This is a genomic window from Xanthomonas dyei, from assembly GCF_002939865.1.
GTDB lineage: Bacteria > Pseudomonadota > Gammaproteobacteria > Xanthomonadales > Xanthomonadaceae > Xanthomonas > Xanthomonas dyei.
The window spans coordinates 222,013-245,998 of sequence record NZ_MDEE01000001.1 but is presented as its reverse complement, the minus strand read 5'-3'; the positions used below and the strand labels follow the sequence as shown (position 1 = coordinate 245,998).

The following is a 23,986-nucleotide window of genomic DNA, read 5'->3' as shown; positions in this document are numbered from 1 at the left end:
CGCCAACAGTGAGCGCAAGCATACAGCTGCGTTCGGTGAGTTTGAGCACGCCACGGCTCGCAATCGCTGCGCTGGAACGCATGCGTGAGGGGTGCTGAGAGTCTGGTTGGCATCTAGGCTTAGCGGCACGGCCGACGACATCTATAGCGTCGAGGTCGGTTGCAGGCACCACGGATGTGTGCGCTTCAGCTTCGCGCGCTTCGATGCAGCGCGGAGTGGCAAGCAAAAAAAAGCCGCGGCATGGCCGCGGCTTTTTTTTACGCTGTGGCGAAGATCAGGCCAGACCGGCCTGCTTCATCACTTCGGCGGCGTAGTCTTCCACCACCTTCTCGATGCCTTCGCCAACGGCCAGGCGCTGGAAGCCGATCACGTCGGCACCAGCCGCCTTGACGGCCTGCTCGACGGTCTGATCGGTGTTCAGCACATACGGCTGGCCGTACAGGGTGACTTCGTTGACGATCTTGCTGATCTTGCCGCTGATGATCTTTTCAAGGATTTCGGCCGGCTTGGACTTGTCCTTCTCGGACATCTTGGCCAGTTCGATTTCCTTTTCCTTGGCGACAAACTCGGCCGGCACGTCGGATGCCTTGACGTGCGGCGGGTTCATGGCAGCGATGTGCATCGCGATACCGCGCGCCAGCTCGATGTCGCCGCCCTTCAGCTCGACCAGCACGCCGATACGGCCGCCGTGCACATAGGCTGCGACGTTGTTGGCGCTGTCGATACGGACCAAGCGACGCACCTGCAGGTTCTCGCCAACCTTGGCGATGACCGCGGCGCGGCGCTCTTCGATGGTCTCGCCGCTGTCGAGCTTGACGCTCTTCAGCGCATCGGCATCGGCGACGTCGGAGGTCAGTGCAGCGTTGGCGACGACCTCGGTGAAGGCCAGGAAGTTCTCATCCTTGGCGACGAAGTCGGTCTCGGAATTGACTTCGACCAGCACGGCCTTGCCGCCGGCCTGTGCAGTGGCGATGCGGCCTTCGGCGGCAACGCGGTCAGCCTTCTTGTCGGCCTTGGCCAGGCCCGACTTGCGCAGCCACTCGGCAGCGGCATCGATGTCGCCAGCGTTTTCGACGAGTGCTTTCTTGCACTCCATCATGCCGGCGCCGGTGCGCTCGCGCAGTTCCTTGACCAGGGAAGCAGTGATTTCCATGGAATTACCTCGTATGGACGAATGCGTACGGCGGAAATGTTCCGCCAGTGAGGAGACGGTGCAGCATGCGGGCCGTCCCCGTAAGAATCTTTGGTGGCCTCAGCGACGGGGCGCGATGGACCCGTCGGGGCTGCGGCCGCCCAGCATGGGGCGGCCGCATTGCATGCCGATTACTCGGCAGCCGGTGCCGCAGGTGCTTCAGCAGCAGCGGCCGGTGCGTCGGCCTTCTTCTCGGCGGCCTTCTTGGCCGGGGCGCGACGGCCCTTGCCTTCGTCGCCGGCGTCAGCCGAGAACTCTTCTTCGCGCACCGACGCCGAGTTCGGCGCAGCCGCCTTGCCTTCCAGCACGGCATCGGCAGCGGCACGTGCGTACAGCTGCACGGCGCGGATGGCGTCGTCGTTACCCGGGATGGCGTAGTCGACCAGGGCCGGATCGTAGTTGGTATCGACCACCGCGATCACCGGGATGCCAAGCTTCTTGGCTTCCTTGATGGCGATGTCTTCATGGCCGATATCGATCACGAAGATCGCGTCGGGCAGGCGGTTCATTTCCTTGATGCCGCCCAGCGATGCGTCCAGCTTTTCGCGCTCGCGACGCAGGCCCAGCACTTCGTGCTTGACCAGCTTTTCGAAGGTGCCGTCGGTTTCAGCGGCTTCCAGTTCCTTCAGGCGGGCAACCGACTGCTTGACGGTGCGGAAGTTGGTCAGCGTGCCGCCCAGCCAGCGCTGGGTCATGAACGGCATGTTGCAACGTTCGGCTTCTTCCTTGATCGACTCGCGCGCGCTGCGCTTGGTGCCCAGGAACAGCACGGTGCCGCGCTTCTGCGCGATCGAGGAGAGGAAGTTCATCGCGTCGTTGAAGAGCGGAACGGTCTTCTCGAGGTTGATGATGTGGATCTTGCCGCGTGCGCCGAAGATGTACGGCGCCATCTTGGGGTTCCAGTAGCGGGTCTGGTGGCCGAAATGGACGCCGGCTTCCAGCATCTGACGCATGGTGACCTGAGGCATTGAAAAACTCCTGGTAGCGGAATCGCCGAGCGCAGCTGTTGTTTGAAGTCAGCGCAGGGAGTGCGGATATTGCGAAGACGCTCGCATCACACGCACAAGATTCCGGGGTTGGGCTTCCCTGTTGCCTCCGCGACGAACCCTGTGTGAGGGCACCCCGGCACGGATGGCGGCAGCAGGTGTGGATTCGTCGGTGACGTCCGACGTGGACGATGCAATGCGGCAAAGACGCAAAACAGCCGGCGGAGTATAGCCGCCAGGCCGGGTGTATGCAATCTGGGATTCCAGCGGAGCTGCGGACCGGCGGGCGCGTGATTCAGGGCTGCAGGGCGAGGGTGGTTTCGGTGTCGCTGTTGACGCGGGCCACGAAGCGGCCCAGACCGGCCGATAGTGTGGCCGGTAGCAGCCATTGCCGGGTCTGGCCGGGCAGCACATAGCCGGCCAGATCGTTGCCGATGCTGTGGCGGGTCCCGCCGGCATCGATGAAGGCCAGGTCGGCCAGGCGGGCGTGGTGCACGCCGGCATTGTAGACGTGCAAGGTGCGGCCGCTGCCCTGCCCGGATAGCGTCGCCTGTAGCTGAGGGTGCGGCTCGCCCGGCTCGCTCGGCATCGCAAACACCGGCGTGGAATAGCGCAGCAGCTCGGCTTCATCGCCGACCGCGTGCTGGGTCACCACCAGCCGATAGCTGTCTTCTATCCGGGCCGGGCTGGGGCCGAGGCGGATGACCCGCAACAGCTGGCGGCCTTGCGCCGGGATTTCGAACTGGCTGGGGCTGACGGTGGCGCCGGTGGCCGGTTCCAGCAGCTCGCGCCCGCCGTCCTGGCGCCAGCGGTAGAGCTTGGCGTCGGCGCGCCAGGGTTGCGCGGCCTGGTTGTAAAGCCACACGGCCGCCTGGTTGCTGTCGGCCGGGATGTGGGCGGTGGTCGGAGCGATGGCGATCTCGGCAGCGCCAGCGTGGCCGCTGGCAGCCATGCAGAGCAGTCCCAGCATCGGCAAGCTCCAGCTCCAGCGCGGACGGGCGGCGGCCATGCTCAGAATGCGATGGTGGTGATGCGCGCTGCACCGACAGGCGCAGGCCCGGCAAGTGCGCTGGCGTCCTGGCCGGTGCTGGTAGTCGAGAGGGCGTCCACGGTGAGCGATGGCTGCACAACCGCGACCGGCGTGCCGCGCGAGCAGCTGGCGCGCGGCGGGGTGGTGCGCAGCTCGCAACCGCTGAGCAGACGCAGGCCGATGTGCAGGCTGGAGTTGTCCGGGCCACGGTTTGTCGACGCGGTTGCGGCAGCGGCGCTGCAAGCGAGGGCGACCAGCGTGAAGCACTTAATCAGGGTGACCGGCGTCATGAAGGCAATCGTTTGCATTGGAGACGTTACAAATAGCGACGCCCCTGGTGCGAACTTAATTAACGGTCAGTAAGTGATCGAGACGGTCACCGTGTCGTTGTAGGCGCCGGCGATGGGTAGCTGCGGCGCCGGCGCGCGGCCATAGACCGTCACCGTCTGCGCGACCCCGTTGCCGGTGCCGGCCAGGGTATCGACCCCGATCGTGGTGCCCCAGCGGCTGCTGCGGCCCGGGTCCTTGTAGAGCTCGTAGGTGATGAAGTTGGCGCTGCTGGCGTGGCGCATCCGTCGGGTGGTGCCGCTGGCGTTGACGCCGACGTCCAGGCCGATGTTCCAGGCGGTGCGGTTGGTGCAGGCCAGGCTGATGGTCGAGCTGCGGTCGATCTGGGTGTCGATGCTGCCGGCGATGCTGCCGAAATCCAGATCGGTGGTGACATAGGTATTGCAGCGCGCCGGCACATCGGCCGAGGCGGTGAACGGGAATGCATTGCTGGCGGTCTTGGCGCCGCTGCCGCCCGTGTTGCAGTTGGCCGGCGACTGGATGCCGCCGATGATGCTTTCGTTGTAGGCGTAGCGCATCACCGTATCGGCGCCGCCGAAGCTGCTGGTGTGGTTGCCCACCGACAGCGTCTGGCTGCCGGGAATGCGTCCGTAGAAGGTGACCGTGGTGGTCTGCGAGCCGCCGACCAGGATCGGTACCGAATAGGCGAAACTCAGTACCAGCGGCGACGGCGTGCTCGATCCGGTGGCGCCCCAGACCTGCGTGCGCGCCGCATCGCTGTAGATCTGATAACTCAATGCATCGCTGGTGGCGTTGAGCATGCGGCGCGGCGTATACACGCCTGCGCTGGCACTGCCGGGCCCCAGGTCCAGGCACAGCGTCACCCGCGCCTGGCCCAGCACGCTGAGCGCGGTGGTGGCGCAGGACACAGTGAAGCTCGCGACCGCATCGGTGGCGCCATTGGCGGCCACGTTGCCGAAGGCCAAGGGCGTCCCCAACGTCACCGTGCAGGTGGTATCGGCATGCGCCGGCTGGCTGGGCGTCAGCCACAGCAGTGCAAGGCTCAGCGCAAGCAAGACCCGCCAGAGCGCATGCACGCTCACGGCGCCGGCTCCGCGATGCAGCGCAACGGGCCGACCCGCGGAATGCGGCCGGCGTCGGCCGGATAGGCGAACTGCGCGATACAGCGGCCTTCCGGCAACTCCACCAGGATGCGGTTGTCGTTCTGCAGATTGTCCAGATAGCTTTCGCCGTCGTAGCCGACTACCACGCGTTCGGCATCGCCTTCGCGCTGCGCCACGCTGCCCACTGGCACCGGTGCGCCGTTGGCGTCGTGCAAGACAATCACCGCAGACCGCACGCGGGTGATGCCAAAGCGCACCGCCACCCCGGATTGCTGACGCGGCGTCACCGTGGTGTCGACGCGATCCACGCGCAGATCCGCCGGCAGGCTCAGCGTGTCGATCGATAACTGATTGCGCTGCCACGATTGCAATGGCGTCACCAACAAGGTGCCGCGTGCATCGGTGACGCCGATCAAGCGGTTCTCCAGCCGTACCGGAATGCCGGCCTGGCCGTCGGTGGACACCACCGCGAACGCGTCCTGGACGTCGCGTGCCGCAAAGCTGCGGCCGTCCATCCACACCAGGCTGCCGCTGGCGCTGGCGTAACCGAACCTGTTGCCGTCCTGGGTGGCCACGCCAAAGTTGTAGCGGCCGATGCGGTTCAACCAGCCCAGCTCGGCCAGCCCGCCGCTGGCATCGTCGCCGGTGCGTGCCTGCAGGCGCCAACCGATGCCGCCCAGGTCGCCGTCGCCGGGCAGCGGTTGGCTGACATCGGCCACAAACCCGGTGCGATTGCCGTTGCGCTGCATCGACGCGCTGGCCTGGCGCAATTCGCCGAAGGTGGTGGACAGCGACAGATACAGGCTGCGGTCGCTGCGGATATCCAGGTTCTGATTGCCGGATAGATTGGCGGCCCAGTTGCGCCCGAAGCTGCGCGACCAGAACACGCTGGCATAACGCGAGGTGTCGCCTTGCGGGTAGCTCAGGCGCACATAGCTGGTGCCCAGCGAGCCGATCGGGTCGACGTTGACGCCGAACGCGGCGCGGTCGCTGACGCGCGCCGGCAGGCTGCCCTGCAATGCGCCCAGATCGCGGTAATCGCCGTGGGTGCGCTGGGTGCCCAGATTCACGTTGAAACGCCGGTTATTCCAGGCGTAGCCCAGCACAGACTGGCCGCCACGCAGCGCATGCATTCTGCTGTGTGCGTAGGCCGCATTGAACACACCGCCAGCGCCGAGCAACCACACCCCGCCTGCGCCAGCATTGACCACGCCGCCGCCGGCTTCGGTGTGCGCCTCGATGGTGAAGTCGTCGCGCAATCCCTTGCGCAAGCTGGCGCTTGCGACCGGATGCGAGGCATAGGAAAACGAACGCACACCGTAGTCGCGGCGCAGCTGGCCGATGCCTGCCGACCACTCGGAAATGCCGCGCGCCAGCAGTTGCGGCGTGCCGTAAAACGCGAAGTCCAGCCGACGCACCCGGCCGAAGGCATCGGTCACCACGATCTGCGCCTGCCCGGTGCCGCTGATTCCCGGTTGCGCGGCCAGTTGAAACGGCCCGGCCGGTACCTGGCCGCTGTATTGACGCAGGCCATCGACATACAGCTCCACCGTGGAGGGCGCCGCCGCTTCGGCCAGGAAGCTGGGCGTTGGGGTCAGCACGCGATACGGCTGCAGCGCGTAATTGCGGCCGATCTGCACGCCGCCCAGCCGCAGCGAACGGCTCCAGTCGACGAAGCCGCTATAAAAATCGCCTACCCGCAGGCTGGTGGCGCTGTCTGGAAAATCCATCTGCCAGGCGCTGTCCAGGCGCACCGCCTCGCTGCGCCAACGTTGGTCCTGCGGGCGGTCGTAGGCCAGGAAGACGGCCGTGGTATCGACCATGCCGCGGCCCAGGCCGAAGCCGCGCAGTTCGGTGGCCAGCGACATGCTGCTGGAACCGGCATTGCGCGTGGCATAAAAGTCGTAATTGAGCAGCATGCCCGGCGATGCGGTGGCGCTGGGCGGAGCGACTTCTTCCGGCTTGAGGATCGTGGTGGACAGCGACAGCTGTGCCAGCGGCACCTGCAGCGCGAGCCGCTGCAGTGCGGCGTCGTAGCGCACTTCCACATCGGGCAATAGATCCAGATCGATCAATGCGTCCGGTGCGCGATCGGCCAGGATGAAGCCGAGTTTGCGCAGCGTTTCCACCGAGCCACGCAGATGACCGTCGACCAGTTCGAACGGCGCCAGGCCGCGGTCGGCCTGATTCAAGGTGACGTCCAGATACAGCGACTGCGCTTGTGTGGCGGCGGCCGGCGCAACTTGGTCGGGCAACGCTGCGACATCGGCCAGGTCGCCAGCCATGGCGTTCGCCAGCGCGGTGGCGGTCGCAAGCAGCGTCATCGCCAGCCGGGCCGCATCACGGCGCCGCAGGCGCGGCCAACAGGGTGCGTTCGTTAGCCTCACCATTGATCCTTGCGACAATGGAACCGCGGCCGAACTGCGCCAGTGGTGCGCCCAGCGACCAGCGCATGGTCTGGCCCGGTAACACGTAGCCGACCAAGCCGTTCAAGGTGGTCTTGGTTGCGCCATCGACCCGGTGCTGCAGATCGGCGACCTGCGCATGCCCGGAGCCGCTGTTGCTGATCTGAATCTGCGCAGTGCCGTCGGTGCCGGCGACCACCTGCGCGCTCAGCGAGGGCGTGTGCTCGGTCTTGCCGTGCGGCAGCACGAAGATCGGCACCGAGTAGCGCAGCACGAACTGCATGCCCTTGCGATCGGCATCGGCGCTGGGCAGTTCGTCGACGATGATGCGATAGCAGAGCTCCTGGCGAGTGGGCGCAGGCCCGGCGCGGATCACGCGAATCAGTTGGCGCTCGCCTGCAGCCAAGGTGCGCATCGGCGGGCTGATCAGGATTTCCTGGGTCGGATCGAGCTGGTCCTGCCCATCGCGCTGGGTCCAGCGATAGGCGCGGGTCTGCACCTGCACCGGCGCGCCGCCACTGTTGCTCAGCCATAGGCCATCGGCGGTCTGTTCGGCGCTCAGGGTCAGCGAGGTCGGCGCCAGCTGCAGGCTGGCCGCCCGTGCAGGCGGCAACAGCCAGGTGCCGCTCAGCGACAGGCCCAGGGCCAGTCCCAGCGGGACCAGCCACGCACGAAGGCGCGACGGCAACGGTTGCGATGGCATACGTGAGCTCAATAGACGATGGTCGCGGTGATCGTGTCCTGGTAGCTACCGGTCGCAGCGTTGTTGACTGACGGGTTGGTCACACGACCGTAGACCGGGTAGACCTGGTTGATGCCGGTGGCGGTGCGGCTCAGGGTGTTGGTGCCGGTGGTGCTGCCCCAGACCGTGCTGCGGCCCAGATCCTGATAGAGCTGGTAGGCGATGAAGTTGTTGGTGGTGACCAGCGGGTCGGCGTTCTTCATGCGGCGGGTTGTCACATCGTTGGCGGTGCCCGCGTTGCTGCCTGCGCTCAACGCGATGTTGTAGGGCGTCAGCGCGGTGCATTGGGCGGTCACGCTGCCGTTCGCATCGGCGTTGGCGGTCGAGGTGGAGAGCACCGAACCGAAGTCGACGTCCGTGGCGGAGGCGGCGGTGATGGTGCAAGCCTTGGTGACGGCGATCTTGACGGTGAAGGTGGTGGTGTCTGCTGCAGTCGCCATGCCGATGGTCGAGAGCAGGCCGAGGGAGAGCAGGACAGGGTGGACAGTACGCATGGACATTTCCTTGACCGGTCAGGTCTTTGGTGGCGCGACGAGGTGTCGCCCTCCCTGCAATGCATCGGTCGTGCCAAACATAACGGTGAATTCATCTTGTATCTAGCTGTTTTGTTTGGTTCTTTTGCCGGATTTGCGATGTCCTGCAGATGACTCCGCTCATGCAATATTTGACGCGCGAAGAACTGCGTCACACATGAATAGGCGCTGGCGACGGTTTCCTGTTGCCCGGTCCGTTTGTGCTGTCGACACAACGTCCTGCAAAAAACGCTGACGCAAGTCGTTCAGATTCAGCCCGGATCGGCGATAATCGGGACCATGAGCGTCAATCTAAAAACCAAAGAAGAAATCGAACTGATGCGTATCGCCGGTCGTCTGGCCGCCGAGGTGCTCGACATCGTTGGCCCGCACGTCAAGCCGGGCGTGACCACTGCCGAGCTCGACCGCATCTGCCACGACCACATCGTCAACGTGCAGGGCACCATTCCTGCCAACGTCGGCTATCGCGGCTTTCCCAAGAGCGTGTGCACCTCGGTCAATAACGTGATCTGTCACGGCATTCCGAGCGCGGCCAAGGTGTTGAAGGAAGGCGACATCGTCAATATCGATGTCACCGTCATCAAGGACGGCTGGCACGGCGACACCAGCCGCATGTATTACGTGGGCACGCCGTCGGTAATGGCCAAACGCCTGGTGGACACCACCTATGAAGCGATGTGGCGCGGCATCCGCGCGGTCAAGCCGGGCGCCACGCTGGGCGATGTGGGCCATGCGATCCAAAAGTTTGCCGAGGCCGAACGTTTCAGCGTGGTGCGCGACTACTGTGGCCACGGCATCGGCAAGGTCTATCACGACGAACCGCAGGTGATGCATTACGGCCGTCCGGGCGAAGGCCTGGTACTCAAGCCGGGCATGACCTTCACCATCGAGCCGATGATCAACGAAGGCACCTATCACCATAAGACACTGCCCGACGGCTGGACCGTTGTGACCAAGGACCGCAAGTTGTCCGCGCAGTGGGAGCACATGGTCGCGGTGACCGAAGACGGCGTGGATGTGCTCACGCTGTCGGCCAATTCGCCCGCGCCGGTATGACCGACACGCCGGCGGATCGACCCGACCCGGGCGTCGCCGGCGATGCGGAATGGGCCGCGCAGGCCCGTCCGCTGCTGGTGCACGCGGACATGCGGTTGTGCAAACGCTTCGATCAGGGCGAGCCGATCGAACGGTTGGTTGCGTTACGCGCACGCGCAGTCGACCAGTTGATGCGCAACGCCTGGACCCGCTGCATCCCAGCCGATAGCGGCCTGTCGTTGCATGCGGTTGGTGGGTATGGCCGCGGCGAGCTATTTCCGCGTTCGGACGTGGACGTGTTGGTACTGGGCGACAGCGCTGTGCAGCAGCGCCACGAGCAGGCGCTGGCCCGCTTGTTCGCGTTGTTGTGGGACGTGGGGCTGCCGATCAGTCACGCGGTGCGCTCGCCGGCGCAGTGCACCGCCGCGGCGATCGATCAGACTGTGCTCACCGCGTTGATCGAGTCGCGGCCGTTGGTTGCCGATGGCGACGCGCGCGCGGCACTGGCTGCGGCGATCGCGCCGCAATGGGTGTGGCCGCCGCGCGATTTCTTCCAGGCCAAGCGCGAAGAATTGCTGGCACGGCATCAGCGGTTTGGCGACACCGCCGATAACCTCGAACCCGACATCAAGGACGGCCCGGGTGGCCTGCGCGATTTGCAGACCCTGGGCTGGATGGCGTTGCGTGCGTTCGGGGTCAAGGATCTGGAAGCATTGGTCGGGCTGGGCCATGTCGGCTTCGACGAAGCGGCTGCATTGCGGCGCGAGCGCGAAGAACTGGCGCGGCTGCGCTTCGGCCTGCATATCGTGGCCAACCGGCCGGAAGAACGCCTGCGTTTCGATTATCAAAAGACCCTGGCGCAGCGGCTGGGCTTTGCCGACGACCCGGAAAGTCTGGGCGTAGAAAAAATGATGCAGCGCTTCTACCGTAGCGCTGCGTTGATCCGCCGGATCAGCGACCGGCTGCTGCAGCGCTTTGAAGAACAGTTCGATGGCGACGCGGTACCGGAGCCGCTGGGCGACGGTTTCAGCTTGCGTCGCGGCTACCTGGCCGCCGATGCCGACAGCTGGCCGGATGGCGATGTGCTGCGGGTGTTCGCGCTGTTTGCGCAGTGGGCCGCGCATCGCGATGTGCGCGGGCTGCATTCGTTGACCGCACGCGCGCTGGCTGAAGTACTGCAGCAACTGCCGGCTTACGACGTGGCCGATGCCGCCACGCGCGACCGTTTCATGGCGCTGCTGCGCGGCCCGCGTGCGGTGGAAACGCTCAATCGCATGGCGCGGCTGGGTGTGCTGGGGCAGTGGATTCCGGCGTTTGCCAGTGTGTCCGGGCGCATGCAGTTCGACCTGTTCCACGTCTACACGGTGGACCAGCACACGCTGATGGTGCTGCGGAACATCGCGCTATTCGCCGCCGGCCGTGCCGACGAGCGTTTTTCGATCACCCACGAAGTCTGGCCGCGCCTGCGCAAGCCGGAATTGCTGCTGCTGGCCGGGTTGTTTCACGACATCGCCAAAGGCCGTGGCGGGGATCATTCCGAACTGGGCGCAGTGGATGCGCGCGCGTTCTGTCTTGCGCATCGGCTCAGCGAAGGCGATACCGAACTGGTGACCTGGCTGGTGGAGCAGCACCTGCGCATGTCGGTGACTGCGCAAAAGCAGGACATCTCCGACCCGGAGGTGATCCATCGCTTCGCCACCCTGGTCGGCACTCGCGAGCGTCTGGATTATCTGTATCTGTTGACCTGCGCCGACATCGCCGGCACCAGCCCCAAGCTGTGGAATGCGTGGAAGGACCGGCTGCTGGCGGATCTGTATTTCGCTGCGCGTCGCGCGCTGCGCGAAGGCCTGGAACATCCGCCGCCGCGCGCCGAACGCTTGCGCGAAGCGCGCGACTCCGCACGCGCGCTGATGCAGGCGCAAGGCCATGACGATGCCACCATCGACCGCCAGTTCGCCGGCATGCCGGACGAAAACTTCCTGCGCTTCCGTCCCGAGCAACTCGCCTGGCAGGCCGTCTCGCTGATCGAAGTGCAGATCGGCCAGACCCTGGTCAAGGCGCGTCGTGCGGTGCCGGACAACGATGCGTTGGAACTGTTCGTGTATTCGCCAGACCGCGATGGCCTATTTTCGGCGATCGTCGCCACGCTGGATCGCAAGGGCTACGGCATCCATCGCGCGCGCGTGCTGGATGCGCCGCACGATGCGATCTTCGACGTGTTCGAAGTGCTGCCGCAGGAAGGCTATGCCGATGGCGATCCGCAGCGTCTTGCCGCCGCGCTACGCCAGGTGCTGGCCGGCGACCTGCAAAAAGTACGGCCATCGCGGCGTGTCGTACCTCGCCAGTTGCGGCATTTTCGCTTCGCGCCGCGGGTGGAATTCAGCGAAAGCGCCGGCGGCCGCCGCACCCGCATCAGTCTGGTCGCCCCCGATCGCCCCGGCCTGCTGGCCGATGTCGCGCATGTCCTGCGCATGCAACATCTGCGCGTGCACGATGCGCGCATCGCCACCTTTGGCGAGCGTGCGGAAGATCAGTTCCAGATCACCGACGAGCACGATCGCCCGTTGTCCGAATCCGCCCGGCAGGCCCTGCGCGATGCGTTGTGCGCCTGTCTCGACCCCACCTAGTCCGTCCGGAGACCCCATGGCCACCACCAAGAAGACCGCGCGCAAGCCCGGCGCCACCACCGCCAGCGCCGCACCCAAGCGCGCAGCCACCTCCACCGCCAAGGCCGGAAAGACGCCCGCAGCAGACACGACCAAGCCGGTCGCGAGCGTCGGCAGGAAGGGTGCCGTCAAGACGGCGGCGGGCAAGGCCGCGCCGGTCAAGAACACCGCTGTAAACAAGGCTGCTGTAAAGAAGCCTGCTGAAAAGAAGACCGCCAGCGCACCGCGCGTGGCCAGGCAGGCGACCGGCGTGGTGTCGGCGCCAGCTGCAAAGAAGGCGGCCGCTGCGAAGAAACGGCCGATTGCCGAGCAGGCCGTGCACAGCGCGGCAACCCATGTGGGTAACGATGAACTGAAGTTCGGCATCGAAAGCGCCTTCGAGCGCCGCGCCACCTTGACGATGGACGAGATCGACGGCTCCACCCGCGCGATCGTCACCCGCGTGATCGATGGCCTGGAGAGTGGCGAATTCCGCGTGGCCGAGCCGGACGGGCAGGGCGGCTGGACCGTCAACGCGTGGCTGAAGAAAGCGGTGCTGCTGTATTTCCGCGTCAATGAGATGGCGGTGATCGACGCGCAGCCGGCGCCGTTCTGGGACAAGGTGGAATCGCGCTTTGCCGGTTTCCATGAAGCCGACTTCCGCAAGGCTGGTGTGCGCGTGGTGCCCGGTGCGGTCGCGCGTCGCGGCACCTATTTCGGCAAGGACGTGGTGCTGATGCCGAGCTTCACCAATATCGGCGCCTATGTCGGCGAAGGCACCATGGTCGATACCTGGGCCACGGTGGGTTCGTGCGCGCAGATCGGCAAGCACTGCCATCTGTCCGGCGGTGCCGGAATCGGTGGCGTGCTCGAACCGCTGCAGGCCAGCCCGACCATCATCGAAGACCATTGCTTCATCGGTGCGCGGTCGGAAGTGGTCGAAGGCGTGGTCATCGGCCATCACAGCGTGATCGGCATGGGCGTGTTCATTTCGCAGAGCACGCGGATCTACAACCGCGCTACCGGCGAAATTTCCTATGGCTATGTGCCGCCGTACAGCGTGGTGGTATCCGGCCAGTTGCCGTCCAAGGACGGCTCGCATTCGCTGTATTGCGCGGTGATCGTCAAGCAGGTGGATGCCAGGACGCGCAGCAAGACCAGCATCAACGAGCTGCTGCGCGGTCTGGCCGATTGAGTACCGCACACGCCCCTGCCGGCACCTTGCTGTCGCGTCCAGCCAGCGGCTGGATACGATGGGGCATCCCGGCGCTGTGGCTGAGCTGGGTGGCTGTCTACGTGGCGGGCTCGCTGGCGCGCGACGGCGTCCCACAGCAGCTGGATGTGCTGCGCTGGCTGGCGCCTGTCGCGATGCTAGGGCTGACCGTGCGGCATATCGTGTTGTGCAGGCGATGGGCGCAGGTGCGCGATGCCGGCGATGCGCTGGAGATCGTGCAGCAGGGGCGGTCGCAGCGTGTGGACCTGGCGCAGCTGCGTGCAGTCGATCCGGCCTGGCTGGTTCCACCGGTGCGGCTGGCGTTGAAATTCCACGGTGAGCGCGCACGGGTGGTGTTCCTGCCTGCGCGCGGGCAAGACCCCACCGCGTTGGCCACCACCCTGCTGGCGCGTGCAGGCGCGCACCAGGCAGTTGAAGAGAGCACGACATGACCACGTTGTATGGATTGAAGAACTGCGACACCTGCAAGAAGGCCACCAAGTGGCTGGACCGCTTCGGTGTCGCTTACACGTTTGTGGATTACCGCGACAACAAGACGTCGCCGGAGACACTGCTGGAGTGGGCCGGCAAGGCGGGCGGATTCGATGCCCTGATCAACAAGTCGTCCACCACCTGGCGGCAGCTGCCCGGCAACAAGAAGGCGCCCGGCTCGGAGGCGGAGTGGAAGCTGTTATTGCGCGAGTATCCGCAGCTGATCCGCCGGCCGGTAGTGGTGACCGATGACGGTGCATTGACCCAGGGCTTTTCCGATAACGGCTTCAAGAAAGCGTTTGGTGTGGGCTGAGCAGCTGCAGTCGCGACGGTGCCGGCAATGCCGCCGCAGCGGTGGCTGGTGCGGTGGCGATAGACGGCCATGCTGGGTGCAGTTTGGACCGCCGTACCACGACGCGCCGCGAGCGGTGATCAACGCGCGCGGCGCGGACCTGATCAGTGCGCTTGCTCTACGCTGTCCATGATCCATCCACGCCGCTGGTGCGGCCTCGCTATGGTGATGTTTCGATGAGTGATGTGCTGGATCTGACTCGTGATTTGATTGCACGCGCCTCGGTGACCCCGGTGGATGCCGGCTGCCAGGCCGTGATCGCGCAGCGCCTGGCCGCTGCCGGATTCGCCTGCGAACACCTGCGCTTGGGCGAAGTCGACAATCTGTGGGCCACGCACGGGAGCGGCGCGCCGGTGCTGGTACTGCTTGGGCATACCGATGTGGTACCGCCTGGCCCGCGCGAGGCGTGGACCAGTGATCCGTTCGATCCGCAGATCCGCGATGGCGTGCTGTACGGGCGTGGTGCCGCCGACATGAAAGGCAGCGTGGCTGCGTTCGTGATTGCCGCCGAGCAGTTTGTCGCCGCCCATGCGGAGCACCTCGGCACGTTGGCGGTGTTGTTGACCTCCGACGAGGAAGGCGATGCCATCGATGGCGTGCGGCGTGTGGCCGATCTGTTCCGCGAACGTGGGCAAGCGATCGATTGGTGCATCACCGGCGAGCCATCGTCCACCGAGCGGCTGGGCGACCTGCTGCGGGTTGGACGCCGCGGCAGCCTGTCCGGCACGCTGACCGTCAACGGCGTGCAAGGGCATGTGGCGTATCCGCACAAGGCGCGCAACCCGATCCATCTGGCAGCGCCCGCGTTGGCCGAATTGGTCGCACGGCGCTGGGACGACGGCTTCGAAAGTTTCCCGCCCACCAGCCTGCAGATTTCCAACATCCATGCCGGCACCGGCGCCAATAACGTGATCCCCGGTGAGCTGCAGGTGGCCTTCAATCTGCGTTACACCCCGCAGTGGGATGCGTCGCGTCTGGAGGCAGAAATCACCGCAGTGCTGGATCGCCATGCGCTGGATTACAGCGTGCGCTGGCACCGCAGCGGCGAGCCGTTCTACACGCCCGAGGGGCGCCTGCGCAGCGTTGCGCGCGAAGTGTTGGGCCAGTTCGCCGGCGCACCGCCGGAAGAGAGCACCGGAGGCGGCACCTCCGATGCGCGCTTCATCGCGCCGCTGGGTGCGCAATGCATCGAGGTCGGCCCGGTCAACGCGTCGATCCACCAGGTCGACGAGCATGTGCGCGTGGCCGATCTGGAGGCGTTACCGTCGCTGTACCGCACGCTTGTCGAACGCTTGTTGATCGGTTGAGCGACCATTGCGCCGCCGTCGTTGCCGCTGAAACAGTTGCGCCAGCGAAAACGAACGGTTAGCGTCGCCTGCATGGTCATCCGCCTCGCCAAGCTTAATAACGCCAACCGCAACACGCTGCGCGCGAATAATCGTGCGCGGCCGACGCGGGTCTGCGACTAGGCGAAGTACACCCAAACGCCCAGGAATCAGAAAACCCGCATCGGCCGATGTGGGTTTTTTTTTGGGCGTCACGTCCAAGCAGCATGCTCGTCCGCCGGCCATCCATCCCCGCAGTTTCATCAGGAGTGTTTCCATGTGTTCCATCTTCGGCATTTTCGGCCTGCAACCCGGCGACGATCTTCAGGCCCTGCGCCGGCAGGCGCTGGAATGTTCGCAGCGGCAGCGGCATCGCGGTCCGGACTGGAGCGGCGTGTATGTCGACACCGGCGCGATCCTGGTGCACGAGCGGCTGGCCATCGTCGACCCGGCCGGCGGCTCGCAGCCCTTACTCTCGGAAGATGGGCAGCTGGCCTTGGCGGTGAATGGCGAAATCTATAACCATCGCGAACTCAAGCAGGAGCTGCAGCAGCCGTACGCCTTCCAGACCGGCTCCGATTGCGAGGTGATCAACGCGTTGTATCGCGAAGATGCGCCGGCCTCGTATCTCAACCGCCTCAACGGCATCTTTGCCTTCGCACTGTGGGACAAGGCGGCCGGGCGCGTGATCATCGCGCGCGACCCGATCGGCGTGGTGCCGCTGTACTGGGGACATGATCGCGAAGGCCGCCTGCGGGTGGCCTCCGAGCTGAAATCGTTGGTCGACGATTGCGCCGATGCCGCACAGTTTCCGCCGGGCCATTGGTACGACAGCGCCACCGGCGCCTTGAGTCGCTACTACGAACGCGCCTGGCGCGAATACGGCGAAGTGGAAGGCGTGCAGGTGCAACTGCAGGAATTGCGCGAAGCCTTCGAGCGGGCGGTGCATCGTCAGCTGATGACCGACGTGCCGTACGGCGTGTTGCTCTCGGGCGGCCTGGATTCGTCGTTGGTCGCAGCCGTCGCCGCGCGTTATGCACGGCATCGCATCGAAGAAAACGACACCACCGAAGCGTGGTGGCCGCGCCTGCATTCGTTCGCGATCGGCTTGAAAGGCTCGCCCGATCTTGCCGCTGCGGAAGTCGCCGCCGCAGCGCTGGGCACCGTGCACCACGGGTTCGAATACACCTTCGAAGAGGGCCTGGACGCGTTGCCGGAAGTGATCCGTCACATCGAGACCTACGACGTGACCACCATTCGCGCGTCAACGCCGATGTTTTTGCTGGCACGGCGCATCAAGGCCATGGGCGTCAAGATGGTGCTGTCGGGCGAAGGCAGCGACGAAATCTTTGGCGGCTATCTGTACTTCCACAAGGCACCGAACGCGCGCGAATTCCATGAGGAGTTGGTACGCAAGCTGGATGCACTCAACAACTTCGATTGCCTGCGCGCCAACAAGTCGATGATGGCCTGGGGCGTGGAGCCGCGCGTGCCGTTCCTGGACCGCGAGTTCCTGGATGTGGCCATGCGCATGGATGCCAGTTTCAAGATGATCGACAAGACCAGCACCGGCGCCACGCGTATGGAAAAGGGCGTGCTGCGCGAAGCGTTCGCCGGCTACCTGCCCGAATCGATCCTGTGGCGGCAGAAAGAGCAGTTCAGCGATGGCGTGGGCTACGGCTGGATCGATGGGCTCAAGGCGCATGCCGCCGCGCATGTGAGCGACCGCGAGCTGGCCGCGGCCGACCGGCGTTTTCCGGTCAATCCGCCGCAGACCAAGGAAGCGTATTTCTATCGCAGCCTGTTCGAGCAGTTTTTCCCGAGCCAGGCGGCGGCAGAAACCGTGCCGGGCGGCAAGTCGATTGCGTGCTCGTCGCCGACCGCGATTGCCTGGGACGCGAGTTTTGCCGCGATGGCCGACCCGTCGGGCCGTGCGATCGCCGGCGTGCACGAACAGGCACTGGCCTCGTAAGGCGCGTTGCAACTGCAGCGGCCGGCATGCGCTAACGCGCTGCCGGCCGTTCTGTAGTGCGCGTGCTTATTGCTCGTGGCGCACGCAATAGCCGTAGCGCTGCGGCTCGATATCCACACCGGCCACATCGGCTTGGTTGTTGCGCCACAGGTTGGGCTTGAAGTCGGCCGCGGTGCAGTTGGCGGCACGGTCCACGCCGATGGTGTAGGTGAACGGCGTATTGGAGAAGCGGTTGTTCTCGAACACGTTGTCCTGACTCATGCTGTTGTCCCAGCACAGGATTTCCGGCGTGCGATAGCGGATGGCGCAGGCCAGGAACACGCCGGCCACCTTGTTGCCATCGAACACGTTGTTGCTGAAGCGGTTGCGCCGCGCATCGGACAGATAGATGCCCTGACTGCCGTTACGTTCGAAGCGGTTGTTGCGGATCTCGCTGTCTTCCAGATGTTCGGTGGTCAACCCGGCCGCCACGTTGTCGTGGATGTAGTTGTTGACCATGGTGACCTTGGCGGTGCGGTTGAACGACACACCGTCCCAGATCGCGCCGGACACATCGTTGTTTTCGATAGTGATCTCGCGCGTGTCGTATTCGCTCAACAGACAGGCGCTACGGCACTTGTTGACCTGCAACCCGGCCAGGCGAATGCCCTGGCCGGAGCGCACCACCACCGCGCTGTTGCTCAGGTACGGGCGCTCGGGCATGAATTCCTTGTCGCCGGTGCTGGCAACGATCTGCATGTCTTCGATGCTGACATTGCGGATCACGCCGGTCGGCTGCTGGTTTTCGTAGTCTCCCACCACCAGTGCCGGTTGCTGCACGCCATCGGCCATACGCACTACCGTGCTTGGGCCTTTGCCGCGCAAGGTCAGGTTGCCGCGGTGGATCGAGACCAGCCCACTGAGCGGAAATTCGCCTTTTTCCAGGCACAACACCGACGGCGTATCGCCTTGCGGCAGTTTGTCGATGGCCTTTTGCAGATCCTGCCCCGGCTTCACCTTGGCGGTGCAGCTGGCGACAGGCGCGTCGGGTGGGCCGGATTTAGCCGGTGGTGCGGCCGAGCAAGCGGCTGCAAACACCAGGGGCAACAGGGCGGAAACGGAGCGGGCAAGCTGAGGCATGCGGATTCCGGTCAGTGAGGGGAGGGGGGCGATCGGTGTGGAGAGATCTCCAGATCGCGACGGCCTCTAGTGTGTCCCACCGAACGTTAAGTTCCAGCCCATGACGGCCTGCGCGATTCGGCGCAGGTTCATTGCGTGGCAATCGTGCGCAGTGCAACTGTGCTTCAACGCGCAGTTGCGGTGGTGGCGAGTGCGTGTTGCATGGACGCAAGCGTGATGGCGATGCTTGCCGGATGGCGACACCGTCGTTGCAAGCGTCGCGTGCTGCAGATGTTTGAGCGACGAGTCGCCGTGCTCAGAAGGTATAGGCCAACTGCGCATAGATGCGTCGCGGCTCGCCCGGAAAGTGCCCGCCACGCGCATTGAAGCCGCTCATCGCGTACACCTTGTCGAACAGATTCTTGACGTTGATCTGCAGCTTCCATGCGTCCCATTGCGTCTGCCAGCTGATGTCGTAGATGGCGTACGGCTTCACGCGCTGGCCGTCCAGGCTGACGCGCTCGCCCACGTAGTCGGCGCCGAAAGCCACCGCCGAGCGCCAGGCCGGCAGGTCATAGCGGGTCCACAGCCCGAGCGTGTTGCGCGGTGCGTTGGCGAAGCGATCGCCCGATGCATTGGTGATGCCGTCGCTACCGGCATCGAGCACGCGCGCATCGTTGTAGGCGTAGGTCAGGTTGAGCACCCAGCGCTGGGTCAGATCGGCCAGCAGGTCGACCTCCAGCCCTTCGCTGCGCACCAGGCCCAGCGCAGATAGTTGGTTGACGCCATCGACGACGCTGCCGTTGGCCTGCACGATGTTGCTGCGCTCGATGCGATACAGCGCGGTGTTGAGCGTCAGGCCGCCATCGTTGAGCGCGGTCTTCAGGCCAAGCTCCCATTGCTTGCTGCGCTCCGGGTCGAACGGCCCGCCGACGCTCGCATCCTGATTTGCCGCGTCCTGCGGCACAAACCCGCTGGCGTAACTCGCATAGGCATTGACGCCATCGCGCAGCACGAAGGTGCTGCCCACGCGCCAGCTGAGGTCGTTGCCGGTGATGCGCGAGCCATCCAGCAGGTTGTCGTCCTTGAAGCCATCCCAGCGCAGTCCGGCCATCGCATACCAGCGTGGCGTCAGCGTCAGTTCGTCCTGCAGATACGCGCCGTAGCGCAGGCTGCGCGTGCTGGTGGCACGCCAGGGCAGCGTGTCCAGACCGTAATCGTAAAAGCCGCTGCGCCCGTAGACTGGGTTGAACAAGTCGATGCCCGGCACCGGCCCGCGCACGCGTCCGCTATCTGCGGTATTGGCCGTTTGCGCACGGAAATCGGCGTCCAGGCGATAGTAATCGGCGCCCATCAGCAGCTTGTGTGCGATGGCACCGGTACTGGTGCGGAACACCGCATTGACGTTGCTGGAAATCGCATCGTTGTCGCGGTACTGGTTGCGCAATTGCCGCGTCATCCATTCGGCGGTGCCGTCGCGATCGCGGTCGATCAAGCCCATCGGCTCGTGATAGATCTGGTGCTCATCGTTTTTGAACCAGCGCAGCGCCATGTCCACATCCCACGCACTGGAGGGCGCAAACCGATACTGCGCGAAGGCAACTTTGGCACGCATGTCGAGAAAATCGGTGGGCTCGTTGTGGTTCCAGCGACGGTCGGTGAGGAAATTGCCGTCGTCATCGACCGGCACGCCGCGCAGGCGATTGCCGCCCAGGTTCTGGGTGATATCGGTGTATTGCAGGATGAGCTCGCCGGTGTCGCCGACGTCGAAGGCCACCGAGGCATCGCCGATCTGGCTCTGGCTATCGGTGTTCCGGCGAAAGCCATCCTCGCCATCGGCATAGGCGCCGATGCGATAGCGGATGCGGCCGTCTTCGCGCGCCGGGCCAGTGGCTTCGAACGACGCTGCGCCGAACGATTGATTGCCCAGCTGCAGCTCCACGCGCCGCTGCGTCTGGTGCGCAGGCTTGCGGGTGACGTAGTTGATGACGCCGCCGGGTTCGCCGCCGCCATACAACGCACCCACCGGGCCCTTGAGCACTTCCACGCGTTCGATGTTGAACAGCTGCGGCACCGAGAAGCCTGCATACGGATCGCCACGCAGACCGTCATACAGCACGTTTTCCTGGCGAAAACCCCGCAAGGTGACGCCCGCGTAGCTGAAGAAACTGATGCCGCTGATACTACGATACAGATCGGTGATCTGGCGCGCGGCCTGGTCGTCGATCAACTCGCGCGGCAGCACCTGCACCGATTGCGGCACCAGCGACAGCGGCGTATCGGTGCGCGTGGCGACCGCTGCATCGTCGGATTTGTATAACGTCTGCGCACGACCGACCACGTTGATGCCATCGAGTTCGGTGACCGCAGGCGGGCTGCTGGTGTGCTGAGCGAAAGCGGAGGGCGAGGGCAGGGCAAGCGCAGCGGTCAGCGCGGTGACAAGAAGCGTGGGGCGCATTGGTTGTTAATGATAATGGTTATCAAGTGCATCTTATCATGCTGTGCTCGCTTGATGACATGCCCCGCCAGCCATGCGGATGCCTGGACGCTAAACGTGCAGATGTGCAAGGTGCAGCATCCAAAACGCCAAACGCCAAACGCCAAACGCCAAACGCCAAACGCCAAACGCAAATCATAAGCGTGGCTAACAAAACGTAGCCAGCAGTCGTCAGGCGGGGGGCGCGCGGAGTAAGCGGAGCGTATGCGTGGTCCATACCGCATCGAGCACCGGCCGCGCCCGCCTCGTGGCTGCACAGTCTTTTTGTTAGCTGCTCTACATGCAGACGTCAGAAGTGCAGCGCTCTCCTGCTTCCGATGGGAGAGGGTGCCCGAAGGGCGGATGAGGGGACGTACGAAACCTCGTGGTGTCTGTCATGCACAAGCCGCTTGAAACAAGCCGAGCATGCGTCGCATCGCACACCATCGGTCGCATGGCGTGCGCACGTACCCTCACCCCAACCCCTCTCCCGCAGGAGAGGGGCGACTGCGGCTCGACCATTTCTTCGGTTGCGTCGAGACCGGTATCCGACAGATCGAACAACGCCAGCGCGCTTACTGCGGTTGCAAACGCAGCGTGTGGGTTGTGGTGGTCGGCAGGAATGGCGTGGGGCGGCCATGCACCCAATCGTCGTGGCCCGCCCCCCAAAACGGCGACAGCGGATGTCCGCTCTGACCGCCGGGCATGTGCACGATGCCGTCCTGTTCGTGGCCGGGCGACACCACCATGCGTTCGGAGGCGCCAAAGGCCGGGCCCTGGACGCGCGGCATGTCGCGGTCGCCTGGGAGTTGGTCGGCCGGCATGCATAGCCAGCGCGCGGCCAACGCCGGCAGCGCGCGAGCGATCGGGTGGCAGATGGCGGCGGTATTGCGCTCGCCCCAGGTGCGCTTGTCGAGTGGCTGGCCTGGGGCGGCCTGCGCCATCAACTCCGCCTGCGCATTGCGTGCAGCATCGCTCAGCAATTGGTCCCAACTCGCAAAGGCAGGTGGCAGCAGGTTGGCGGGGCGCTGCTGCAAGATCGGCCAGACGATGCCTTCCAGCTGTGCGCGGCGCGGCGTCAGGAACTGCTCGCCCAACGCGGATTGGGCGGGCGCCAGCAGACCGGCTTCTACCGCATCGATGGTCTTGCTGCGGAAATCGCGCACGATGCTGTAGCTGGCCGACGTGGTGGATGCATGGCCGTCCCACTGGCGCGTTGCTTGTTCGATCTGCTGCAACGCCGGGTCTTTGCTGTGCTCGACCACGCTGCGCAACAGCTGCCACCACCGCGTCAGCAACAGCGCACGGTCGTCCAGCTGGATCGCCAGCAGATCGCGCTCGCTAAAACGCTGCTTTGCGAACAAGTCGTCGCGGATCTGTTGCGCACGCGCGCCGAGGTCGTAGCCGGCGTTGCCAAGCGTGGCCAGTTGTTGCGTGTCGACCACGCGGCTATTGGCTGTCCATAGCCGATGCGAGGGCGGGTCGATCAATGCCGGCGCCGCATCGCTGCGTACCGGCCATGGCATGCAGGTGGGCGGCGGTGTGCCGGCCGGCGCAGGAGGTGTGGGCGATGTCGGCTGCGCTGCGGAGGTCGCAAGCTCGGCAATGCCGGTCGGGCCGCATCCGGCATTGCGCGCAGGACGTGCGCCGATCAGGCGCCAGGCGATACGCCCGCTGCGGTCGGCCAGCAACAGGTTCTGTGCCGGAATGCTCGAGCGGTCGGCCACTTCAAATGCGCTCTGCAAGTCGCGTGCGCTGCTCATCTGCGCGAAGTCCAGACGGATCGCGCCTGGCAGCTGCGCGGCCCAGCGTAGCGCCAGCAGGCTGCCATCCGGGTTTTCATGCAGGATCGGCCCCCACGCCGCTTCGCGTACTTCCAGGCGCACCGGCGCCGCGCCCGCCACACGAATCGTTTCGACATGCGTGGTCAGGGCTTGCGGATGCTCGGGCGTGGCGGCGGGAATCCGCGCAAAGTCGGCGGTGTCGATATAGCTGTTGGTGAACGCCCAGGCCACATGGCCATTGCTGCCGACCACCACCGCGGGCAGGCCGGGCAGGGTGAAGCCGGTGACGTCCACCTTGCCGTCCGGCGCCGCGGTGTCGGGATAGCGCAGCCGCGCGCGGAACCAGATGTTGGGCGCGCGCAGGCCCAGATGCATGTCGTCGGCGACGATGGCGCGGCCGTCGGCAGTGAGGCTGCCATCCACCGCAAAATTATTGCTGCCCGGGGTGGGGTGCTCGGCAGGCGGTGTAGCGGGCGGATGCGGCAAGCGACGCAGATCCAGCGCAACCGCATCGGGTAACACGGCATCGCCGTGCGCGGCGCCGAACAGCGGCGCATCCCAGCTGGAGCCTTGATGATCGAGCAGCGCCGCCAGGGCGGGCGGCACCACGGCGCGGATGCGCGCGGCAGCCAGTTCGGTCTGATTGTCGCTGTCCTGCAGGTCGGCATACATCGCAAGGCCAGTGAGGATGGAGTCGTCCAACGTCCAGGCGCGCGGGGTCTGGCGCAGCAGCAGATATGGCCACGGCCGCACCGGCAGCGCGGCCAGACCTGCATTCACGCCGTCGGTGTAGGCCTGCAGAGCCGCGCGCTGGCTGCCGGCGGCGATGTCCAGGTTGGCATGCACGCGTGCGCGCAGCCGATGCACGCGGTTGCGCTTGTCCAGATCCACCGCCTTGGGACCGAACAGTTCGGACAATTCGCCGGCAGGCGCGCGGCGCATCAGGTCCATTTCGAAATAGCGCTCCTGCGCATGCACGTAGCCGAGTGCGCGCATCGCATCGGCCTGGCTGGCCGCGTCGATGGTGACCACGCCGTTGTGGTCGCGCTGCACGCTGACGGCGGCGGCCAGGCCGGTGAAGGGCGTGTCGCCATCCAGCTGCGCAAGGCTGCCGCGCAGCAGCAGATACAGCGTCAGGCCGGCGGCGAGCACCAGCACCACAGTTGCCAACATCAGCCGGGTCAGCCATTTGCGCATCGTCTGTTCCTTGGAGCGTGGTTCATGGGTAGCCGACAGACCTGGGCCGGCAGTGGGGCGGGAGCAGCAGCACTGGCGCATCAAATGCATGCCGGCC

Annotated in this window: 19 protein-coding genes; 7 read left to right on the top strand and 12 right to left on the bottom strand. The window is 65.3% G+C overall.

Annotated elements, in window-relative coordinates; translation table 11 throughout:
• Positions 1 to 274: 274 nt before the first annotated feature.
• The 8 genes from tsf to XdyCFBP7245_RS01035 form a co-directional block, all read right to left on the bottom strand.
• Positions 275 to 1,153, bottom strand: coding sequence for a translation elongation factor Ts (gene tsf / locus XdyCFBP7245_RS01070; RefSeq protein ID WP_104613985.1), 879 nt, complete (start codon positions 1,151 to 1,153; stop codon positions 275 to 277).
• Between the two features lie 170 nt (positions 1,154 to 1,323).
• Positions 1,324 to 2,160, bottom strand: a complete 837-nt coding sequence (rpsB, locus tag XdyCFBP7245_RS01065; RefSeq protein WP_104613984.1) for a 30S ribosomal protein S2 — start codon at positions 2,158 to 2,160, stop codon at positions 1,324 to 1,326.
• A gap of 313 nt (positions 2,161 to 2,473) precedes the next feature.
• Complete coding sequence (locus XdyCFBP7245_RS01060) at positions 2,474 to 3,187, bottom strand: fimbrial biogenesis chaperone (protein ID WP_104613983.1); 714 nt, start codon at positions 3,185 to 3,187, stop codon at positions 2,474 to 2,476.
• A gap of 2 nt (positions 3,188 to 3,189) precedes the next feature.
• Positions 3,190 to 3,516, bottom strand: a complete 327-nt coding sequence (locus XdyCFBP7245_RS01055) for a hypothetical protein (protein ID WP_104613982.1) — start codon at positions 3,514 to 3,516, stop codon at positions 3,190 to 3,192.
• 48 nt (positions 3,517 to 3,564) lie between these two features.
• A complete protein-coding gene (locus XdyCFBP7245_RS01050; protein WP_170068429.1) occupies positions 3,565 to 4,599 on the bottom strand; it encodes a Csu type fimbrial protein in 1,035 nt (344 codons plus the stop codon).
• A complete protein-coding gene (locus tag XdyCFBP7245_RS01045) occupies positions 4,596 to 6,944 on the bottom strand; it encodes a fimbria/pilus outer membrane usher protein (RefSeq protein WP_104613981.1) in 2,349 nt (782 codons plus the stop codon). Before XdyCFBP7245_RS01045 ends, XdyCFBP7245_RS01050 begins: the two co-directional genes overlap by 4 nt.
• Before the next feature lie 16 nt (positions 6,945 to 6,960).
• Entirely contained in the window at positions 6,961 to 7,728 is a 768-nt protein-coding gene (locus XdyCFBP7245_RS01040; RefSeq protein ID WP_104613980.1) for a fimbrial biogenesis chaperone, read from the bottom strand.
• An 8-nt stretch (positions 7,729 to 7,736) separates the two neighbouring features.
• Positions 7,737 to 8,261, bottom strand: coding sequence for a Csu type fimbrial protein (locus tag XdyCFBP7245_RS01035; protein ID WP_104614233.1), 525 nt, complete (start codon positions 8,259 to 8,261; stop codon positions 7,737 to 7,739).
• A gap of 318 nt (positions 8,262 to 8,579) precedes the next feature.
• On the opposite strand from XdyCFBP7245_RS01035, the gene map reads away from it, so the two are divergent.
• From map to dapE, 6 genes are all read left to right on the top strand, one after another.
• Positions 8,580 to 9,356 carry a type I methionyl aminopeptidase gene (gene map, locus XdyCFBP7245_RS01030; RefSeq protein WP_055845099.1) on the top strand — a complete coding sequence of 259 codons (777 nt, stop codon included), beginning with the start codon at positions 8,580 to 8,582 and terminating at the stop codon, positions 9,354 to 9,356.
• Entirely contained in the window at positions 9,353 to 11,962 is a 2,610-nt protein-coding gene (locus tag XdyCFBP7245_RS01025) for a [protein-PII] uridylyltransferase (RefSeq protein WP_104613979.1), read from the top strand. Before map ends, XdyCFBP7245_RS01025 begins: the two co-directional genes overlap by 4 nt.
• Before the next feature lie 16 nt (positions 11,963 to 11,978).
• A complete protein-coding gene (gene dapD / locus XdyCFBP7245_RS01020; protein WP_104613978.1) occupies positions 11,979 to 13,175 on the top strand; it encodes a 2,3,4,5-tetrahydropyridine-2,6-dicarboxylate N-succinyltransferase in 1,197 nt (398 codons plus the stop codon).
• Positions 13,172 to 13,645 (top strand): hypothetical protein, encoded by a 474-nt coding sequence (locus tag XdyCFBP7245_RS01015; protein ID WP_170068427.1) that lies wholly within the window; start codon positions 13,172 to 13,174, stop codon positions 13,643 to 13,645. The genes dapD and XdyCFBP7245_RS01015 overlap by 4 nt, the downstream gene beginning before the upstream one ends.
• Entirely contained in the window at positions 13,642 to 13,998 is a 357-nt protein-coding gene (locus tag XdyCFBP7245_RS01010; protein WP_104613977.1) for a Spx/MgsR family RNA polymerase-binding regulatory protein, read from the top strand. The genes XdyCFBP7245_RS01015 and XdyCFBP7245_RS01010 overlap by 4 nt, the downstream gene beginning before the upstream one ends.
• 215 nt (positions 13,999 to 14,213) lie before the next feature.
• Complete coding sequence (gene dapE, locus XdyCFBP7245_RS01005) at positions 14,214 to 15,344, top strand: succinyl-diaminopimelate desuccinylase (protein ID WP_104613976.1); 1,131 nt, start codon at positions 14,214 to 14,216, stop codon at positions 15,342 to 15,344.
• On the opposite strand, the gene XdyCFBP7245_RS24005 is transcribed toward dapE, so the two are convergent.
• Complete coding sequence (locus XdyCFBP7245_RS24005; RefSeq protein ID WP_158255495.1) at positions 15,297 to 15,641, bottom strand: hypothetical protein; 345 nt, start codon at positions 15,639 to 15,641, stop codon at positions 15,297 to 15,299. The genes dapE and XdyCFBP7245_RS24005 overlap by 48 nt on opposite strands.
• Between XdyCFBP7245_RS24005 and asnB the strand changes: the two genes are divergently transcribed.
• On the top strand, positions 15,640 to 17,334 hold the full coding sequence (gene asnB / locus XdyCFBP7245_RS01000; RefSeq protein WP_055845080.1) for an asparagine synthase B: 1,695 nt from the start codon (positions 15,640 to 15,642) through the stop codon (positions 17,332 to 17,334). The genes XdyCFBP7245_RS24005 and asnB overlap by 2 nt on opposite strands.
• Before the next feature lie 66 nt (positions 17,335 to 17,400).
• On the opposite strand, the gene hpaM is transcribed toward asnB, so the two are convergent.
• From hpaM to XdyCFBP7245_RS00985, 3 genes are all read right to left on the bottom strand, one after another.
• Positions 17,401 to 18,453 (bottom strand): type III secretion-associated outer membrane-bound protein HpaM, encoded by a 1,053-nt coding sequence (hpaM, locus tag XdyCFBP7245_RS00995; RefSeq protein ID WP_104613975.1) that lies wholly within the window; start codon positions 18,451 to 18,453, stop codon positions 17,401 to 17,403.
• Between the two features lie 295 nt (positions 18,454 to 18,748).
• Positions 18,749 to 20,890, bottom strand: coding sequence for a TonB-dependent siderophore receptor (locus XdyCFBP7245_RS00990; RefSeq protein ID WP_104613974.1), 2,142 nt, complete (start codon positions 20,888 to 20,890; stop codon positions 18,749 to 18,751).
• A 593-nt stretch (positions 20,891 to 21,483) separates the two neighbouring features.
• Complete coding sequence (locus XdyCFBP7245_RS00985; protein WP_104613973.1) at positions 21,484 to 23,889, bottom strand: penicillin acylase family protein; 2,406 nt, start codon at positions 23,887 to 23,889, stop codon at positions 21,484 to 21,486.
• Between the last annotated feature and the right edge of the window lie 97 nt (positions 23,890 to 23,986).